The organism is Tropicibacter naphthalenivorans (assembly GCF_900176475.1).
Taxonomy (GTDB): domain Bacteria; phylum Pseudomonadota; class Alphaproteobacteria; order Rhodobacterales; family Rhodobacteraceae; genus Tropicibacter; species Tropicibacter naphthalenivorans.
On sequence record NZ_FWXX01000002.1, the window covers coordinates 592,200 to 605,256 of the forward strand.

At 63.0% G+C, this 13,057-nt stretch carries 11 protein-coding genes; 8 read left to right on the forward strand and 3 right to left on the reverse strand.

Features of this window, described 5'->3' with window-relative positions; all coding sequences use genetic code 11:
* Positions 1-35 precede the first annotated feature (35 nt).
* From B9A11_RS07110 to B9A11_RS07120, 3 genes are all read left to right on the forward strand, one after another.
* The gene (locus B9A11_RS07110) at positions 36-1,745 is read left to right on the forward strand and encodes a calcium-binding protein (RefSeq protein WP_058246594.1); all 1,710 of its coding nucleotides are present in this window, start codon (positions 36-38) and stop codon (positions 1,743-1,745) included.
* A gap of 68 nt (positions 1,746-1,813) precedes the next feature.
* On the forward strand, positions 1,814-3,526 hold the full coding sequence (locus B9A11_RS22430) for a calcium-binding protein (RefSeq protein WP_058246593.1): 1,713 nt from the start codon (positions 1,814-1,816) through the stop codon (positions 3,524-3,526).
* Positions 3,527-3,643: 117 nt separating this feature from the next.
* On the forward strand, positions 3,644-5,284 hold the full coding sequence (locus B9A11_RS07120; RefSeq protein WP_058246592.1) for a calcium-binding protein: 1,641 nt from the start codon (positions 3,644-3,646) through the stop codon (positions 5,282-5,284).
* Here the strand turns inward: B9A11_RS07120 and B9A11_RS07125 are convergent.
* Positions 5,251-5,421 carry a DUF2256 domain-containing protein gene (locus tag B9A11_RS07125; RefSeq protein ID WP_083499774.1) on the reverse strand — a complete coding sequence of 57 codons (171 nt, stop codon included), beginning with the start codon at positions 5,419-5,421 and terminating at the stop codon, positions 5,251-5,253. The genes B9A11_RS07120 and B9A11_RS07125 overlap by 34 nt on opposite strands.
* 85 nt (positions 5,422-5,506) lie before the next feature.
* Positions 5,507-5,734 (reverse strand): hypothetical protein, encoded by a 228-nt coding sequence (locus B9A11_RS07130; RefSeq protein ID WP_058246591.1) that lies wholly within the window; start codon positions 5,732-5,734, stop codon positions 5,507-5,509.
* A 99-nt stretch (positions 5,735-5,833) separates the two neighbouring features.
* Here B9A11_RS07130 and pepN point away from each other — a divergent pair, with 99 nt between their 5' ends.
* From pepN to B9A11_RS07150, 4 genes are all read left to right on the forward strand, one after another.
* Positions 5,834-8,383, forward strand: a complete 2,550-nt coding sequence (gene pepN / locus B9A11_RS07135; RefSeq protein WP_058246590.1) for an aminopeptidase N — start codon at positions 5,834-5,836, stop codon at positions 8,381-8,383.
* A complete protein-coding gene (locus tag B9A11_RS07140) occupies positions 8,380-9,123 on the forward strand; it encodes an SDR family oxidoreductase (RefSeq protein WP_058246589.1) in 744 nt (247 codons plus the stop codon). The genes pepN and B9A11_RS07140 overlap by 4 nt, the downstream gene beginning before the upstream one ends.
* Positions 9,120-9,545: a hypothetical protein gene (locus B9A11_RS07145; protein ID WP_058246588.1), complete on the forward strand. Its 426-nt coding sequence runs from the start codon at positions 9,120-9,122 to the stop codon at positions 9,543-9,545. Before B9A11_RS07140 ends, B9A11_RS07145 begins: the two co-directional genes overlap by 4 nt.
* Before the next feature lie 120 nt (positions 9,546-9,665).
* Positions 9,666-10,520 carry a 1-acyl-sn-glycerol-3-phosphate acyltransferase gene (locus tag B9A11_RS07150; protein WP_234988753.1) on the forward strand — a complete coding sequence of 285 codons (855 nt, stop codon included), beginning with the start codon at positions 9,666-9,668 and terminating at the stop codon, positions 10,518-10,520.
* 40 nt (positions 10,521-10,560) lie between these two features.
* On the opposite strand, the gene B9A11_RS07155 is transcribed toward B9A11_RS07150, so the two are convergent.
* Positions 10,561-11,178 carry a transglycosylase SLT domain-containing protein gene (locus B9A11_RS07155; protein WP_143595817.1) on the reverse strand — a complete coding sequence of 206 codons (618 nt, stop codon included), beginning with the start codon at positions 11,176-11,178 and terminating at the stop codon, positions 10,561-10,563.
* Positions 11,179-11,519: 341 nt separating this feature from the next.
* On the opposite strand from B9A11_RS07155, the gene B9A11_RS07160 reads away from it, so the two are divergent.
* On the forward strand, positions 11,520-12,773 hold the full coding sequence (locus B9A11_RS07160; RefSeq protein WP_058246586.1) for a hypothetical protein: 1,254 nt from the start codon (positions 11,520-11,522) through the stop codon (positions 12,771-12,773).
* Positions 12,774-13,057: the final 284 nt, after the last annotated feature.

Consider the following 13,057-nt stretch of genomic DNA (forward strand, 5'->3'; position numbering starts at 1 on the left):
CCCGGCGTCTGCGCCCGCCGGACAGGAGATTTGATATGGCCTATATCGTCGAAAGCACCAACCAGACCGCTCAGTATGACGTCACCAACGGCGACGAAGTGTCGATCCTGCCGGGGACGATCTTTACCGCGCCTGCTGATGCCATCTTCGGCACCGGGTACACCGACATTCTGCTGATGGGTCAGGTGACAGCCTTTGACGACGGGATCGTCTATGACGAAGGCAGCCACCAGTTGACCGTCGCTCAGCAAGGCGCGATCCACACCAATGGCGATGGGGTCTATTCGCTGAACAAAGCCACCTATCTCGACATCGTGAACCTTGGGACGATCAGTGGCCATAACGACGGGATCGACGTCAGTTCGAGATACACCAACATCGCCAATGCGGGCACCATCGCAGCCTCGGACGGGCGCGGCATACGTATTGGGAACCTCAGCTACGATGAACTGGCCTACGCCGAAGTCAGCAACACCGGCACCATTGCCACAAGCGGCCGTATTTCGAACGGGGGTATCCAAGTTACCAATGTTGGCTATTTTTCGCTTCACAACAGTGGCGTGATTTCCAGCCAGAACCTGGCGTTGAATATGGCAACCGGCATAGATGTCGCGGTCACCAACTCTGGGACGATCACTGGGATGATCACGGTGGCCCCCGATCTGACGCTGGTGAACACCGGCACGATCCAGAACGCGGGCTATTGGGGCGTCGAGGTCTATGGCGCGGTGTGCACCATCACCAACTTTGGCCACATGGACGCAATCAACGCGCAGCAGGCCAGCCTCGCGCTGAACCTAGAGGTGTTCAACGGCGGCACCATTGCGGGGTACAACGGTGCGGCGATCACCTTTGCCACCACCACCAACAAGATCAACAACACCGGGACGATCACCGGCGATGTGGGCTATGCGGGGCTGAGTTCGGTGGACACGGTGCTGAACTACGGCACCATCGTTGGCGATGTGCTGCTGGACGGCGGCGACGACCGCTATCTCAGCAACGGAATGGGCGTGACCACGGGCACCGTGCTGGGCGGCGCGGGCAATGACACGCTGTTCGGCGGCGATCTGGGCGACCGTCTGGACGGCGGCGCGGCGCAGGATCGGCTGGTGGGCCAAGGCGGCAATGACGAGCTGTTTGGCGATGCAGGCGTCGACACGCTGTTCGGCGGCGACGGCAATGACACGCTGGATGGCGGCGACGACCGCGACACCCTGAATGGGGGCAACGGCGACGATGAGCTCTATGGCGGCAACGATGTGGACCGCCTGAGCGGCAACAACGGCGCGGACAACCTGTTCGGCGGCAATGGCAATGACTCGCTGTTTGGCGGCAACGACGACGACACGCTGAACGGCGGGGCGGACGACGACCGGCTGTTTGGCGGCTCTGGCGTGAACACCTTTGTCGGCGGTTCGGGGCGCGACGTGATGTATGCGCAATCGGGCGAGGACACCTTCTTGTTCTACGAGATCGGCGAGAGCGTCGTCGGCGCTTCGCGCGACGTGGTCTATGGCTATGACCTTGGGCAGGACCAGATCGACTTTGCCGCCGTGGCGCCGGGCGTGATGACCTTTATGGGCACCGACGCCTTTAGCAGCACGGCGCGCGAGGTGCGCCTGATCGAAAGCGCCACCGGCAGCACCGTGGTGCAGGTGGACGTCAACGCCGACGGCGCGGCGGACATGGAGCTGATGATCTACCGCGTTCAGGGCCTGAGCGAGGACGATTTCGTGCTCTGACCCCCTGCCCCCGTTTTTAACGATCCGGTGGGGCCATGCCCCGCCGCCTTTCACAAAGGAGTTTTCCAATGGCCACCGAATTTATCACAACCGCGATTTCCGGCCCCTATAACGTCGACGATGGCGACGAGATCCTGATGTCCGCTGGCGCATTGCTGACCTCGACGGACGACGGCTTTAAAACAACAGCCGGGACAACCGCCTCTTTTCTGATTGCCGGCGAGGTGCTGACCTATGACGACGGCATTCAGCTGTTTAATGGCTCTTACGAAATCACAATCGCTGCGCAGGGCTCTCTTCATGCCAACGGCGACGGGATCTATACCGGGGGAGCACTGGACCGGATCGGCGTCCTCAACGCTGGTGAAATCCTGTCCAACGCGACCGCTGTCGACATTCGGTCCACGCAAACCCGGTTCGAGAACTCTGGCACGATCGCGGGCCAAGAAGACTATGCCATGTATTTTCGCAACAACAGTAGCGTCACGGGCCCGGCGGAGCTTCACCTGATCAACAGCGGCACCATTTCCAGCGGGAGCACGACCAGAGATGCCGTGCGCACATACGAAGTGGACAACGTGCGGGTCTTGAACTCCGGGACGGTGTTGGCCAGCGAGGACGCCTTTTCCTTTGTGTCGGGGGACGTGGTCGCGATGTCGAACTCTGGCGACATCCAGGCCGGGATCGAAGCCACGTCCAACAGCGATTTTCGCCTGACCAACACCGGCGACATTCAAAGCGCCCACAGCTATGCGCTGGAACTGTCGCAGGGGACCGGCTTTGTCGCCAACGAGGGCACCATGGCAGGGATTCTCGTCAACTCGGGCAGCAGCTTTGCCTTTAGAAACTCTGGCACCCTGACCAGCGTGACCATTGATGCGCTGAGCAGTTATGCGCTGACCTCAGCCATCTACAACTCTGGCACCATCGCCGGGGACGTGGTGCTGGGCAACTTTACCGCAAGCGATCTGGTGGTCAACCTTGGCACGATCCTGGGCAGCGTCGAGATGGGCGAAGGTGCGGACCGCTACCAAGGCAATGGCGCGGGTGTGGCCACGGGCGGGGTCCATGGCGCGGCGGGCTCTGATACGCTGGTGGGCGGTGATCTGGCGGACGCCCTGTATGGTGGGGCAAACAACGACCGTCTGGTCGGTCAGGGCGGCAATGATCTGCTTGACGGCAGCGTCGGGGTGGACTCGCTGTATGGCGGCAATGGCAATGACACGTTGAACGGGGGCGGCGGCGAGGACGTCCTGTTTGGCGGCAATGGCGACGACGAGATGCTGGGCGGCGCCGATACAGACCGGCTGTCGGGCAACAATGGCGCGGACATCCTGAACGGCGAAGACGGCAACGATTCCCTCTTTGGTGGCAACGACGATGACACGCTGAACGGCGGGGCGGATGACGACCGGCTGTTCGGCGGCTCTGGGGTGAACACCTTTATCGGCGGCACCGGGCGCGACGTGATGTATGCGCAATCGGGCGAGGATATTTTCCTGTTCTATGACGCCAATGAAAGCGCCACCGGCACGGCCCGTGACGTGGTTTATGGCTATGACCTTGGGCAGGATCAGATTGACCTTGCCGCCGTCGCCCCCGGTGTGCTGAGCTATATGGGCACCAGCGCCTTTAGCGGTACCGCGCGTGAAGTCCGCCTGATCGAATATGCGTCAGGCAGCACCGTGGTGCAGGTGGACGTGGATGCCGACGGCTCCGCTGATATGGAATTGATGATCTACCGGGTCCAAGGGCTATCCGAGGACGATTTCATTCTCTAAGTTCACCCATAAGGTGAAAAATCTGGCGGGCCATATCCTTGGCTTGCCAGCAAGATGGAGAGTAAATTCGTGACAATTTATTTTGTGGACGGTCTTGAGACAACGACGTAAACGCTTTTGGACGGCGATGAGCTGTTTCTCGTATCCGGAGGGCGTTTCAATACCGTCTCGGATGCCATCCAGGCCAGCGGCCAGACCGATATCTTTGTCGGCGGCGAAATCGTCTCTGCCGAGAATGCCATTGAGCTGAATGGCGGCACGCATCGCATCAATATCGCCCCAACCGGGCTGCTCTATTCGGACAGCGACGGGATTTTCAGCACCTCTGCCTTGGATGCCTACGCCCTGACCAACGCGGGCACGATGATGAGCAACGGCATCACCGCCAATCTCATCGGAGATGGGACGATCAACAACTCTGGCTTGATAAGTTCCAATGAAAGCAGTGCGATAAACGCCTCTGGGCTGGGCTACAGCTCCTTTACTTACACGCATCTGACGAACAGTGGGACACTCTCGACGTCGTCTGTAACGGACGCGGTTGTTTCCGTCTCGGACGTGCGTTCCGCGTATATTGCGAACACCGGCCAAATTCTTGGCCAAAGCGAGGCCGTCGCCGTTAGAGACGCCACAACCGCGGAGATAACCAATAGCGGCACCCTCTCTGGTGGCGTTTCAGTCGACGTTGCGGCCACCTTTGCTTTGAGGAACTCTGGTGAAATCAGCACGTCAGACGGCGCTGCACTGATTTACGACGCGCAGACGGCGTATATTACCAACAGCGGTGATATGGGCGCAATCTCTGCGGGCAACGCCTCGCAGTCTCTGACGATCAACAATAGCGGGACCATTTCGACCCCAAACGGCGCTGCGATTATCGGGGCCCAGGTTCGGACAGCCATCAATAACTCGGGGGTGATCGAGGGCGATATCCGCACCGGCTCCGATTCCGGCTACGACGTTGTCTTCAACAGCGGGACGATCTTTGGCGACGTCTATCTAAGGGGAGGCTCAGATACGTATCGTGGCCTCGGTGACGGGATAGTTTCCGGGACCGTTTTCGGTCTCGGTGGCGACGATACGCTGGTCGGGGGCACCTCGGACGACCGCCTGAACGGCGGCGCAGACACGGACCGCTTGGTTGGCGCGGCGGGCGATGACGAGCTTATCGGTCAATCCGGTTCCGACAGGCTCTTTGGCGGCAGCGGCGAAGACACGCTGTACGGCGGGGATGACAATGACCAGCTGTGGGGCGGAAGCGACAACGATGAGGTCTACGGAGGCGACGGCAACGATAACGTCAACGGCAACGACGGCTCGGATTACCTGCATGGCGGCGACGGCAACGATCGTCTTTACGGCGGCAGTGGCAATGACACGCTAAATGGCGGAGATGGCAATGATCGGTTGATCGGCGGCAGCGGCCAAAACGTTTTGGTCGGGGGCGCAGGCAATGACGTTCTATACGGGCAATCCGGCGAGGATACCTTTCAGTTTCTCAGTGCCTCCGACGGCTGGGACATCATCTATGGCTTTGAGATCGGGCAGGATGTGATCGACCTTGCACGCGTCCGCTCTGGTCCGCTGACCTTTATCGGGACCGATGCGTTTTCGGGCACGGCTTCCGAGGTCCGCCTGAACCATAGCGCAAACGGCAGCACCTTTGTCCAGGTTGATGTGGACAGGGACGGCACGCTGGACATGCAGATGATGATCCATCAGGTTCAGGGGCTGACCGCGGACGACTTCGTGCTCTGAGAGCGCGCGCCCCGGCAGCGCTCCGAGCAATAGCGCACGTCGTCCCAGACCTTGGCCCATTTCTTGCGCCATGTGAACGGGCGCCCGCAGGTGGCGCAGGTCTTGGTGGGCAGGTCGGCTTTCTTGCGGTGTTTCATTGCGCGCTCATCAGGCAAAACAAAGGGCAGAGGGCCACCCAGCCCCCTGCCCTACGTTCTAGTGCCTTTGAAACACAGCGCCAGTTCAGCCACCCGGCGGCGGCGCGACGATCTCTCCGGTAGAGGTGTCCTCGATCCCGACACCGGGGATCACCTGACGCTCTGCGGTTTCGGGCTCGCCGCCTTGGAACACCGTGTAGGAAACAAACACCAGCAGCAGCAGCGCAACCAGACCCAGCGACAGCCGGATGCCGGTCAGAGCGGGCTTGTGTTCGTGTTCTTGCGTTTGCAGGTTGGTGTCGGGTGCCGACATGGAATTTCCTTTCAGCTTTGTCTGTTGCCGCCATTGCAGCGGCCTGTTCATGTGCCTAACACTTGACCCGACAAATGGTTCCAAGATGCGAGGCCCAAGATGAAAGACGCCGCCCCCGAAACGGTTTACCTGCGCGATTACACCGCCTTTGGATGGCAGGCGCAGGACGTTCACCTGACCTTTCGTCTGGCCCCCCATGCCACGCGCGTTGTGGCGCGCATCCACTTTGCGCCCAACCCCGACGCGCCCGCGCAGGACTTTTTCCTGCATGGCGAAGAGTTAAAGCTGATCCGCGCCGCCATCGACGGCACAGAGGTGACGCCAGAGCTGACGGACAAGGGCCTGACCTGCCCCGTGCCCAGCGGGCCGTTCCTGTGGGAATGCGAGGTCGAGATTGACCCGGCCAGCAACACCGCCCTCGAAGGCCTGTACATGTCGAACGGCATGTATTGCACCCAATGCGAGGCCGAGGGCTTTCGCAAGATCACCTACTACCCCGACCGGCCCGACGTCATGAGCGTCTTTACCGTGCGCATTGAGGGCGATGAGCCGGTCAAGCTGTCCAACGGCAATCCCGGCAAATCGGGCGATGGCTTTGCCGAATGGCACGATCCCTGGCCCAAGCCTGCCTATCTGTTTGCGCTGGTCGCGGGCGATCTGGTGAACCACCCCGGCAGCTTTACCACCGCGTCCGGTAAAAAGGTCGAGCTGAACATCTGGGTGCGCCCCGGCGACGAGGGCAAATGCGCCTTTGGGATGGAGGCGCTGAAGACCTCCATGAAGTGGGACGAAGAGGTCTATGGCCGCGAGTACGATCTGGATATCTTCAACATCGTCGCCGTGGACGATTTCAACATGGGCGCGATGGAGAACAAGGGGCTAAACGTCTTTAACTCCTCCTGCGTGCTGGCCTCGCCCGAGACCTCGACCGACGCGAATTTCGAACGGATCGAGGCGATCATTGCGCATGAGTATTTCCACAACTGGACGGGCAACCGCATCACCTGCCGCGACTGGTTCCAGCTGTGTTTGAAAGAGGGGTTGACCGTCTATCGCGACAGCCAGTTCACGTCGGATATGCGATCGAGCCCGGTCAAGCGGATCTCGGACGTGATCGACCTGCGCGGGCGGCAGTTCCCCGAGGATCAGGGGCCTTTGTCCCACCCGGTGCGGCCCGAAAGCTTTCAGGAAATCAACAACTTCTACACGGCGACCGTGTACGAGAAAGGCGCAGAGGTCATCGGGATGCTGCGCCGCCTTGTGGGGCCGGAGGCCTATTCCAAGGCGCTGGACCTCTATTTTGACCGCCACGACGGCGACGCCGCGACCATCGAGGATTGGCTCAAGGTGTTCGAGGATGCCACGGGCCGCGATCTGACCCAGTTCAAGCGGTGGTATTCCCAAGCGGGCACGCCGCGCGTCACGGTGTCGGAGGACTGGCAGGACGGCACCTTTACCCTGACCTTCAGCCAGATGACCCCGCCCACGCCGGGCCAGGACGACAAGCAACCTCAGGTGCTGCCCATGGCGGTCGGCCTGCTGTCCCCGAACGGCGACGAGGTGGTCCCGACGCAGGTTCTGGAGATCACGGAGGCCGAACAAAGCTTTACCTTTGAGGGGCTTGGCGCGCGACCCGTGCCGTCGATCAACCGCGAATTCTCCACCCCCATCGTGCTGGAGCGGGACAGCAGCGCCGAGGAAAAAGCCTTTCTCTTGGCGCATGACACCGACCCCTTCAACCGCTGGGAGGCGAACCGCGCGCTCGCCCGCGACTGCGCGCTGGACATGATCCTGACCGGCGCGGGGCCCAACGTGGCGTGGCTCGACGGGCTCGAAGCGGTGCTGCGCGACGACACGCTCGACCCCGCCTACCGCGCCCTGATGCTGGCCGGTCCCGGCGCGTCCGAGCTGGCGCAGGTGCTGCATGAGCGCGGCCATACCCCCGACCCCGAGGCGATCTACGACATGGGCGAGACGCTGACGCAGTTCATGGCCGAACGCTGGGTCGATCTGCTGCCGAAACTGCTGGCCGAAACCCGCGTGACCGATGCCTACCGCCCCGACGCCGAGCAATCGGGCAAGCGCGCGCTGGGGGCTGCGGCCTTGTCGCTGACCACGCGGCTGGATGGTGGGGCCGCCGCTCAAGCGCAATATGACGCCGCCGACAATATGACCCTGCAACTGACCGCGCTGATGCAGCTGGTGAAATCCGGCAACGGCGAGGCCGCCTTGCAGGCCTTTTACGACCAGTGGCAGCATGACCGGCTGGTGATCGACAAGTGGTTTGGCTTGCAAATCATGGGCTTGCCGCCGGGCCAAGCGGTCGAGCGCGCGCAGGCGCTGACCCAGCACCCGGACTTTACCATGACCAACCCCAACCGTTTCCGCGCGACCCTCGGCGCTGTGGGGGGCTATCACGCCGCTTTCCACCGCAAGGACGGGGCGGGCTATGCCTTGCTCGCGGACAAGCTGATCGCGCTCGACGACATCAACCCGCAGACCACCGCGCGCATGTGCAGCCTGTTCCAGACGTGGAAGCGCTACGACGCAGACCGCCAAGCGCTGATCCGCGCCCAGATGGAGCGCATCATGGCCAAGGACAAGCTGTCGCGCGACACCTCGGAAATGGTCGGAAGGATGCTGTCATGAGCGGGTTGCTGATCGTCACCGGGGCAAGCGCCGGGATCGGGGCTTCCACCGCGCGCATGGCGGCCTTCAACGGCTGGAGCCGGGTGATCGTCCATTACGGCAGCGACAAGGACGGCGCGGATGAGACCGCCGCCATGGTCGAGAGCATGGGCGCGCAGGCTTATGTGGTGCAGGCCGACGTGTCCAAACCCGCCGCCGTGGCCAAGATGTTCAAAAAGGTGTCAGAGCTGAAGCCGGGGCGCATTGGCCTGGTGAACAATGCCGGGATCGTGGCGCCCAAGGGGTCGTTGATGGACCTGACCCCGGACCGGGTGAAAAAGGTCTTTGAGGTCAATGTCTTTGGGGCCATCGAAGTGGCCCGGCAGAGTGTGCAGTTGATGCGCGACTGGGGCAAAGGCGGCGCGATCGTCAATATCTCTAGCGCCGCGGCGCGGCTGGGCAGCGCGGGGCAATACGTCGATTACGCCGCCTCCAAGGGCGCCATTGACACGCTGACCTATGGCTTGGCCGACGAGCTGGCCCCCGAGGGCATCCGCGTCAACGCCATCCGCCCCGGCATCATCGAAACCGCGATCCACGCCAAGGGCGGCCTGCCGGACCGCGCCGCCGAGCTTGGGCCCAGCGCGCCCTTGGGCCGGGCGGGCACCGCCGATGAATGCGCCGAGGCGATTCTGTGGCTGTTGTCAGAGAGGGCCTCTTATGTGACGCGATCCATTCTGGACGTGGCCGGGGGACGATGAGCGATCGCTTTGCCCGTTCGGGGCGGTCATGGACGGCTTTGGTCGTGCTGGCGGCGGTCTGGGCGGCGATTTTCGCGGCATGGTTAATGCTGGACGCGGCGTGGTGGATCGTCGCGGGCTTGATCGCTGTCACCCTGCCCGCCGCGTGGGAGTTCGCCACCGCGCGGCAGGCGTGGCTATGCGTCGACGCAGATGGGCTGACGTGGGCGTCGGGACGCACCAAGGGTCAGGTTTCGTTTGAGAAAATCGACCATGTGCGGCTGGAAACCCGGCTGGATTTCAGCCCCAGGGTCCGGCTGGTTTTGACCGATGGCAAGCGCCTGCCCCTCCCCCCCGATTGCACCCCGCCGCATGCCCAGCTTGAGCCGAAATTGCGGGCCCAAGGGCTGCGCTGCGAACGCCACCCCTTTGCCTTGCTCTAGCCGCGCCCCATGGAGTGGTTTACATTGCGTTAACGGCCTATCGCGCTTTTTCGAGAACCGCCCTATGTTGTCCAAAGTGCCCGCGTCGGCATGCCCCAAGACCAAAGTGATCCTACAGCCATGACCATCAAAGACCGCATCGACCCGCTGATCGCTGAACGCGCCCCTTGGCTGTTTTCGGGCCGTCCCGGCACCGGGATTGCGCGCGCGGGGCTGGACGCTCTGTTGGGGTACAAGCGCACGGTCGAGATCGGCAACCAGGTCCAGCACCTGAGCGCCGATGGCATCATGGAGCACGTGGGCAAGATGCTGGCCAACCACCTGACGGTGACGGGCCTGAGCCACATTCCCAGCCACGGGGCCGCGCTGATCGTGGCGAACCACCCCACGGGGATCGCCGATGGGGTGATGCTGCACCACCTGCTGCGCCCGATCCGCAACGACACCTATTACTTTGCCAACCACGACATCATGCGGGTGCTGCCGCAGTACTCGGAAATGATCGCCCCGGTGGAATGGCGGCAGGAAAAGCGCAGCCACGCCAAGATGCGCGAGACCATGGCCTATACCCGCAAAGCGGTGGAAGAGGGCCGCTTGGGCGTGATTTTCCCGTCGGGCCGACTGGCGAAACGGCGGGGGCTGTCGCTGCACGAGCGGCCCTGGATGGCGTCGGCGGCGATGATCGCGCGCAAGTTCGACCTGCCGGTGATCCCGGTGAACATCCAGGCGCGCAACTCGGCGCTATTCTACCTGTTCGACCTGATCCACCCGACGCTGCGCGACATCACCCTGTTCCACGAGACATTGAACAAGGCCACGCAGCCCTATCACTTTACCATTGGCGAGCCGATCTCTCCGTCGGCGTTGCCTGCGAAATCCGAAGAGAGCATCGAGATGCTGCGCAAAGCGACGCTGGCCTTGGGCGGGCCAAAAGCGCCGGTGGTGCCCTTGCTGGGCAATCGGCGGTCGGTCTAACACCCCGTTAAAAGGCGGGGTCATCCCCGCCCTTTGTGTTTTAGCGAATGGTCGACTGCGTGCCGATGATCGGCACCGCGCCGTGATCGGCGGCCATAACCGCATCGGGCAGGTCGGGGCCAAGTCCGTCAGGGCGGGCGACGGGACGCAAAGACTTGCCGATCCCTTTGCAATAGTCCTGATTGCGCACCCATTCCTTCATGTCGTTGCGCTTGCGCGCGGAATGGAACGGCCCCCAATCGGCGGCAACGCCGCGCATCTTGCGGCTGATGACCTGATCGCGCGGCACCGTGACGGCCATGATCCGCATGGCGCAGGACAGGTTATCCTCGGGGTCCTTCAGCGCTGCCCCGGTGCGCGCCTTGCATTTGTACAGCTTGGCCGTGGGCGGATAGATCTGCGTCAGACCGTACCACAGCCCGCCGCCGCCCACCGCCGTGGGCCGATGGGTGCTTTCGTGCCACGCCAAGGCAGACACAAGGCCGACCCAGAACGCCTCTCGTTCGGGGCGTGAGGCGGTGGGATAGGCCGGACAGTATTCGGCAATATCCTTGGGGACCACGTCCGGCAGGTTATTGGCATGGGTTTTAAGGCTCTTGAGGATTGCAAGGCTCCAACTCGCCTTGGTGTCCCCCCAACGGGCCTCGGGAATCGTCATCTGCCGCGCCATCGGGCGAAGCGAGACGGAAACGGCTTGCTCGGACACAGCCTGTTCAACCGCGGCAACAGGGACCTCGGCGGGGGCGGGCACGGGATTGGCCCAGGACTGCGTAGCGAGAAGCGTGGATATGGCAGCAACACGCAACATACCCGGAACATGGCGCGCAAATCGTAAAATTTCAACTTACGCCTACGGATAGGGGTTTGGCCGGATTGTCGCGCCCTTGCAAACAAAGCGTTTTTTGTTTCGCACCAAGCCCCGCAATGGTCCGCACAGCGCCCGCCAGATACCCGCATCCTGCCCCGATTTGGCCCAGAATCGCCGCCAAGTTAGACGTCATGTCGATGTCTGAATTCATCCCCAACATGCGCTCCTTGACCAAGGGACTGTCTGCCCGCCGCCCGCGTCTTGGCCCTCTGCCCGGTCAGGATGCGGCCGGCTCTGCGGTGCCGCCGTTGCGCCCGCGCGTTGAAATCCCGGTGCGCGAGCCGTCCCCCGAGGTCGAGGCCATTGACCGCCACCGCGCCCGCGGGTGCTTTTTGGCGCGGCAAGAGGCCTGGGACGACCTTGGCCAAGAGATTTGCGATGCAGACGCAGCGCGCCTGTTGTCCCCCGGCCTAACGCCCGTCGCGGCCCTTTTGGCCGAAGGCGCACGGGCCGACGTGGTGGGGGCCGCCAAGGCCGCTGTCATGCGCGGAGAGCCGCGTGCCGCCATGGCTGTGCTGGGCGCTTTGGAGGTGAACCTCGACGATATGCCGGGTTGCCCGGCGATCGCCTATGTGGTCGCCATGGCGCATGTGGATGTGGCCCACGCGTGGCGCGGCGCATCGCGGGTGCGCGATCTGGCCCCGCAGCGGCGCGACGCCTTTGACCGGCACATGCGCGCGGCGATGGATCTGGTGGACCAATTCGACCCGTTCGAGAACGACTCGCCCCTGTGGGCCAGCGTGCGCTGTGCGGTGCTGGAGGTTGACGCCCGCCCGTCCCAGCGCGTGAGCGACGACTACGAGGACCTGATCGAGCTGTCGCCGCAGGTGCCCGACTACATGACCCGTCTGGGACGTGACCTGTTGCCGGGGCGCTTTGGCACGTGGGAGCTGCTGGATTCGCAGGCCCGGCGCCTGATCAGCCTGACGCGCGATGTGTGGGGCACGGGCGCCTACGCTTGGGTTTATATCGGTGCGCTGGAGGCCGACCCGCGTGCCGTGCGCCGCCTCGACACCGAGCTGTTCGTCGAAGGGCTGCACGAGATCCTCGAGCGCCATCCGGATCAGCACATGGCCAACCGGCTGGCCTCCTTTGCGGGGCTGACGCTGGGCCGTACGCCGATGGAGGGCGAAAGCCTGCAACGGCTGGTGGATTGCTTTGGCTGGATCGTGCAGGACCACTTGCGCGAAATGCACCCGATGCTCTGGGCCAAAGCCCCCGTCCCCGGCCCCCCCGATCACGCAGAGCTCGAAGAGGCCGACCTGTCGCGCCGAGGCCGCGCGCGGGCGATCAGCACTTTGGCGGAATACTACGCCCCGGCGCTGGACGCCGGTCGCCGTCTGGTTTTCACCCCCGGTGGCCTACAAATGCTGAAGGGGGATTGAGTCACAAAAAGCCCCGGCTTTTTGTGACGGTGGGCAAGGTCATGCCTGTAAAGGCGTGACAGCCCACACCCTGTCCGCAGCGCCACCAACCGTATCCAAAAGCCCCGGCTTTTTGTGGCCGTGGGCAAGGTCATGCCTGCAAAGGCGTGACAGCCCACCCCCTTTTCCGCAGCGCCACCTGCCCCTTTCCTCCCCTCGAACCCATCCAAAATCCACCTCCCTCTCCCCCCGCACCCAAATTCCTTATCTAAGGAATTTGCCCCCAGCCGCGCGGGGGACTTGCC

Coding starts and splice junctions, on each gene's coding strand:
- B9A11_RS07140 (WP_058246589.1), top strand. CDS start 8,380: ATGAGCGGGTTGCTGATCGTCACCGGGGCAAGCGCCGGGATCGGGGCT.
- B9A11_RS07130 (WP_058246591.1), bottom strand. CDS start 5,734: ATGTCGGCACCCGACACCAACCTGCAAACGCAAGAACACGAACACAAG.
- B9A11_RS07125 (WP_083499774.1), bottom strand. CDS start 5,421: ATGAAACACCGCAAGAAAGCCGACCTGCCCACCAAGACCTGCGCCACC.
- B9A11_RS07150 (WP_234988753.1), top strand. CDS start 9,666: ATGACCATCAAAGACCGCATCGACCCGCTGATCGCTGAACGCGCCCCT.
- B9A11_RS07145 (WP_058246588.1), top strand. CDS start 9,120: ATGAGCGATCGCTTTGCCCGTTCGGGGCGGTCATGGACGGCTTTGGTC.
- B9A11_RS07160 (WP_058246586.1), top strand. CDS start 11,520: ATGTCGATGTCTGAATTCATCCCCAACATGCGCTCCTTGACCAAGGGA.
- B9A11_RS07110 (WP_058246594.1), top strand. CDS start 36: ATGGCCTATATCGTCGAAAGCACCAACCAGACCGCTCAGTATGACGTC.
- pepN (WP_058246590.1), top strand. CDS start 5,834: ATGAAAGACGCCGCCCCCGAAACGGTTTACCTGCGCGATTACACCGCC.
- B9A11_RS22430 (WP_058246593.1), top strand. CDS start 1,814: ATGGCCACCGAATTTATCACAACCGCGATTTCCGGCCCCTATAACGTC.
- B9A11_RS07155 (WP_143595817.1), bottom strand. CDS start 11,178: ATGACGATTCCCGAGGCCCGTTGGGGGGACACCAAGGCGAGTTGGAGC.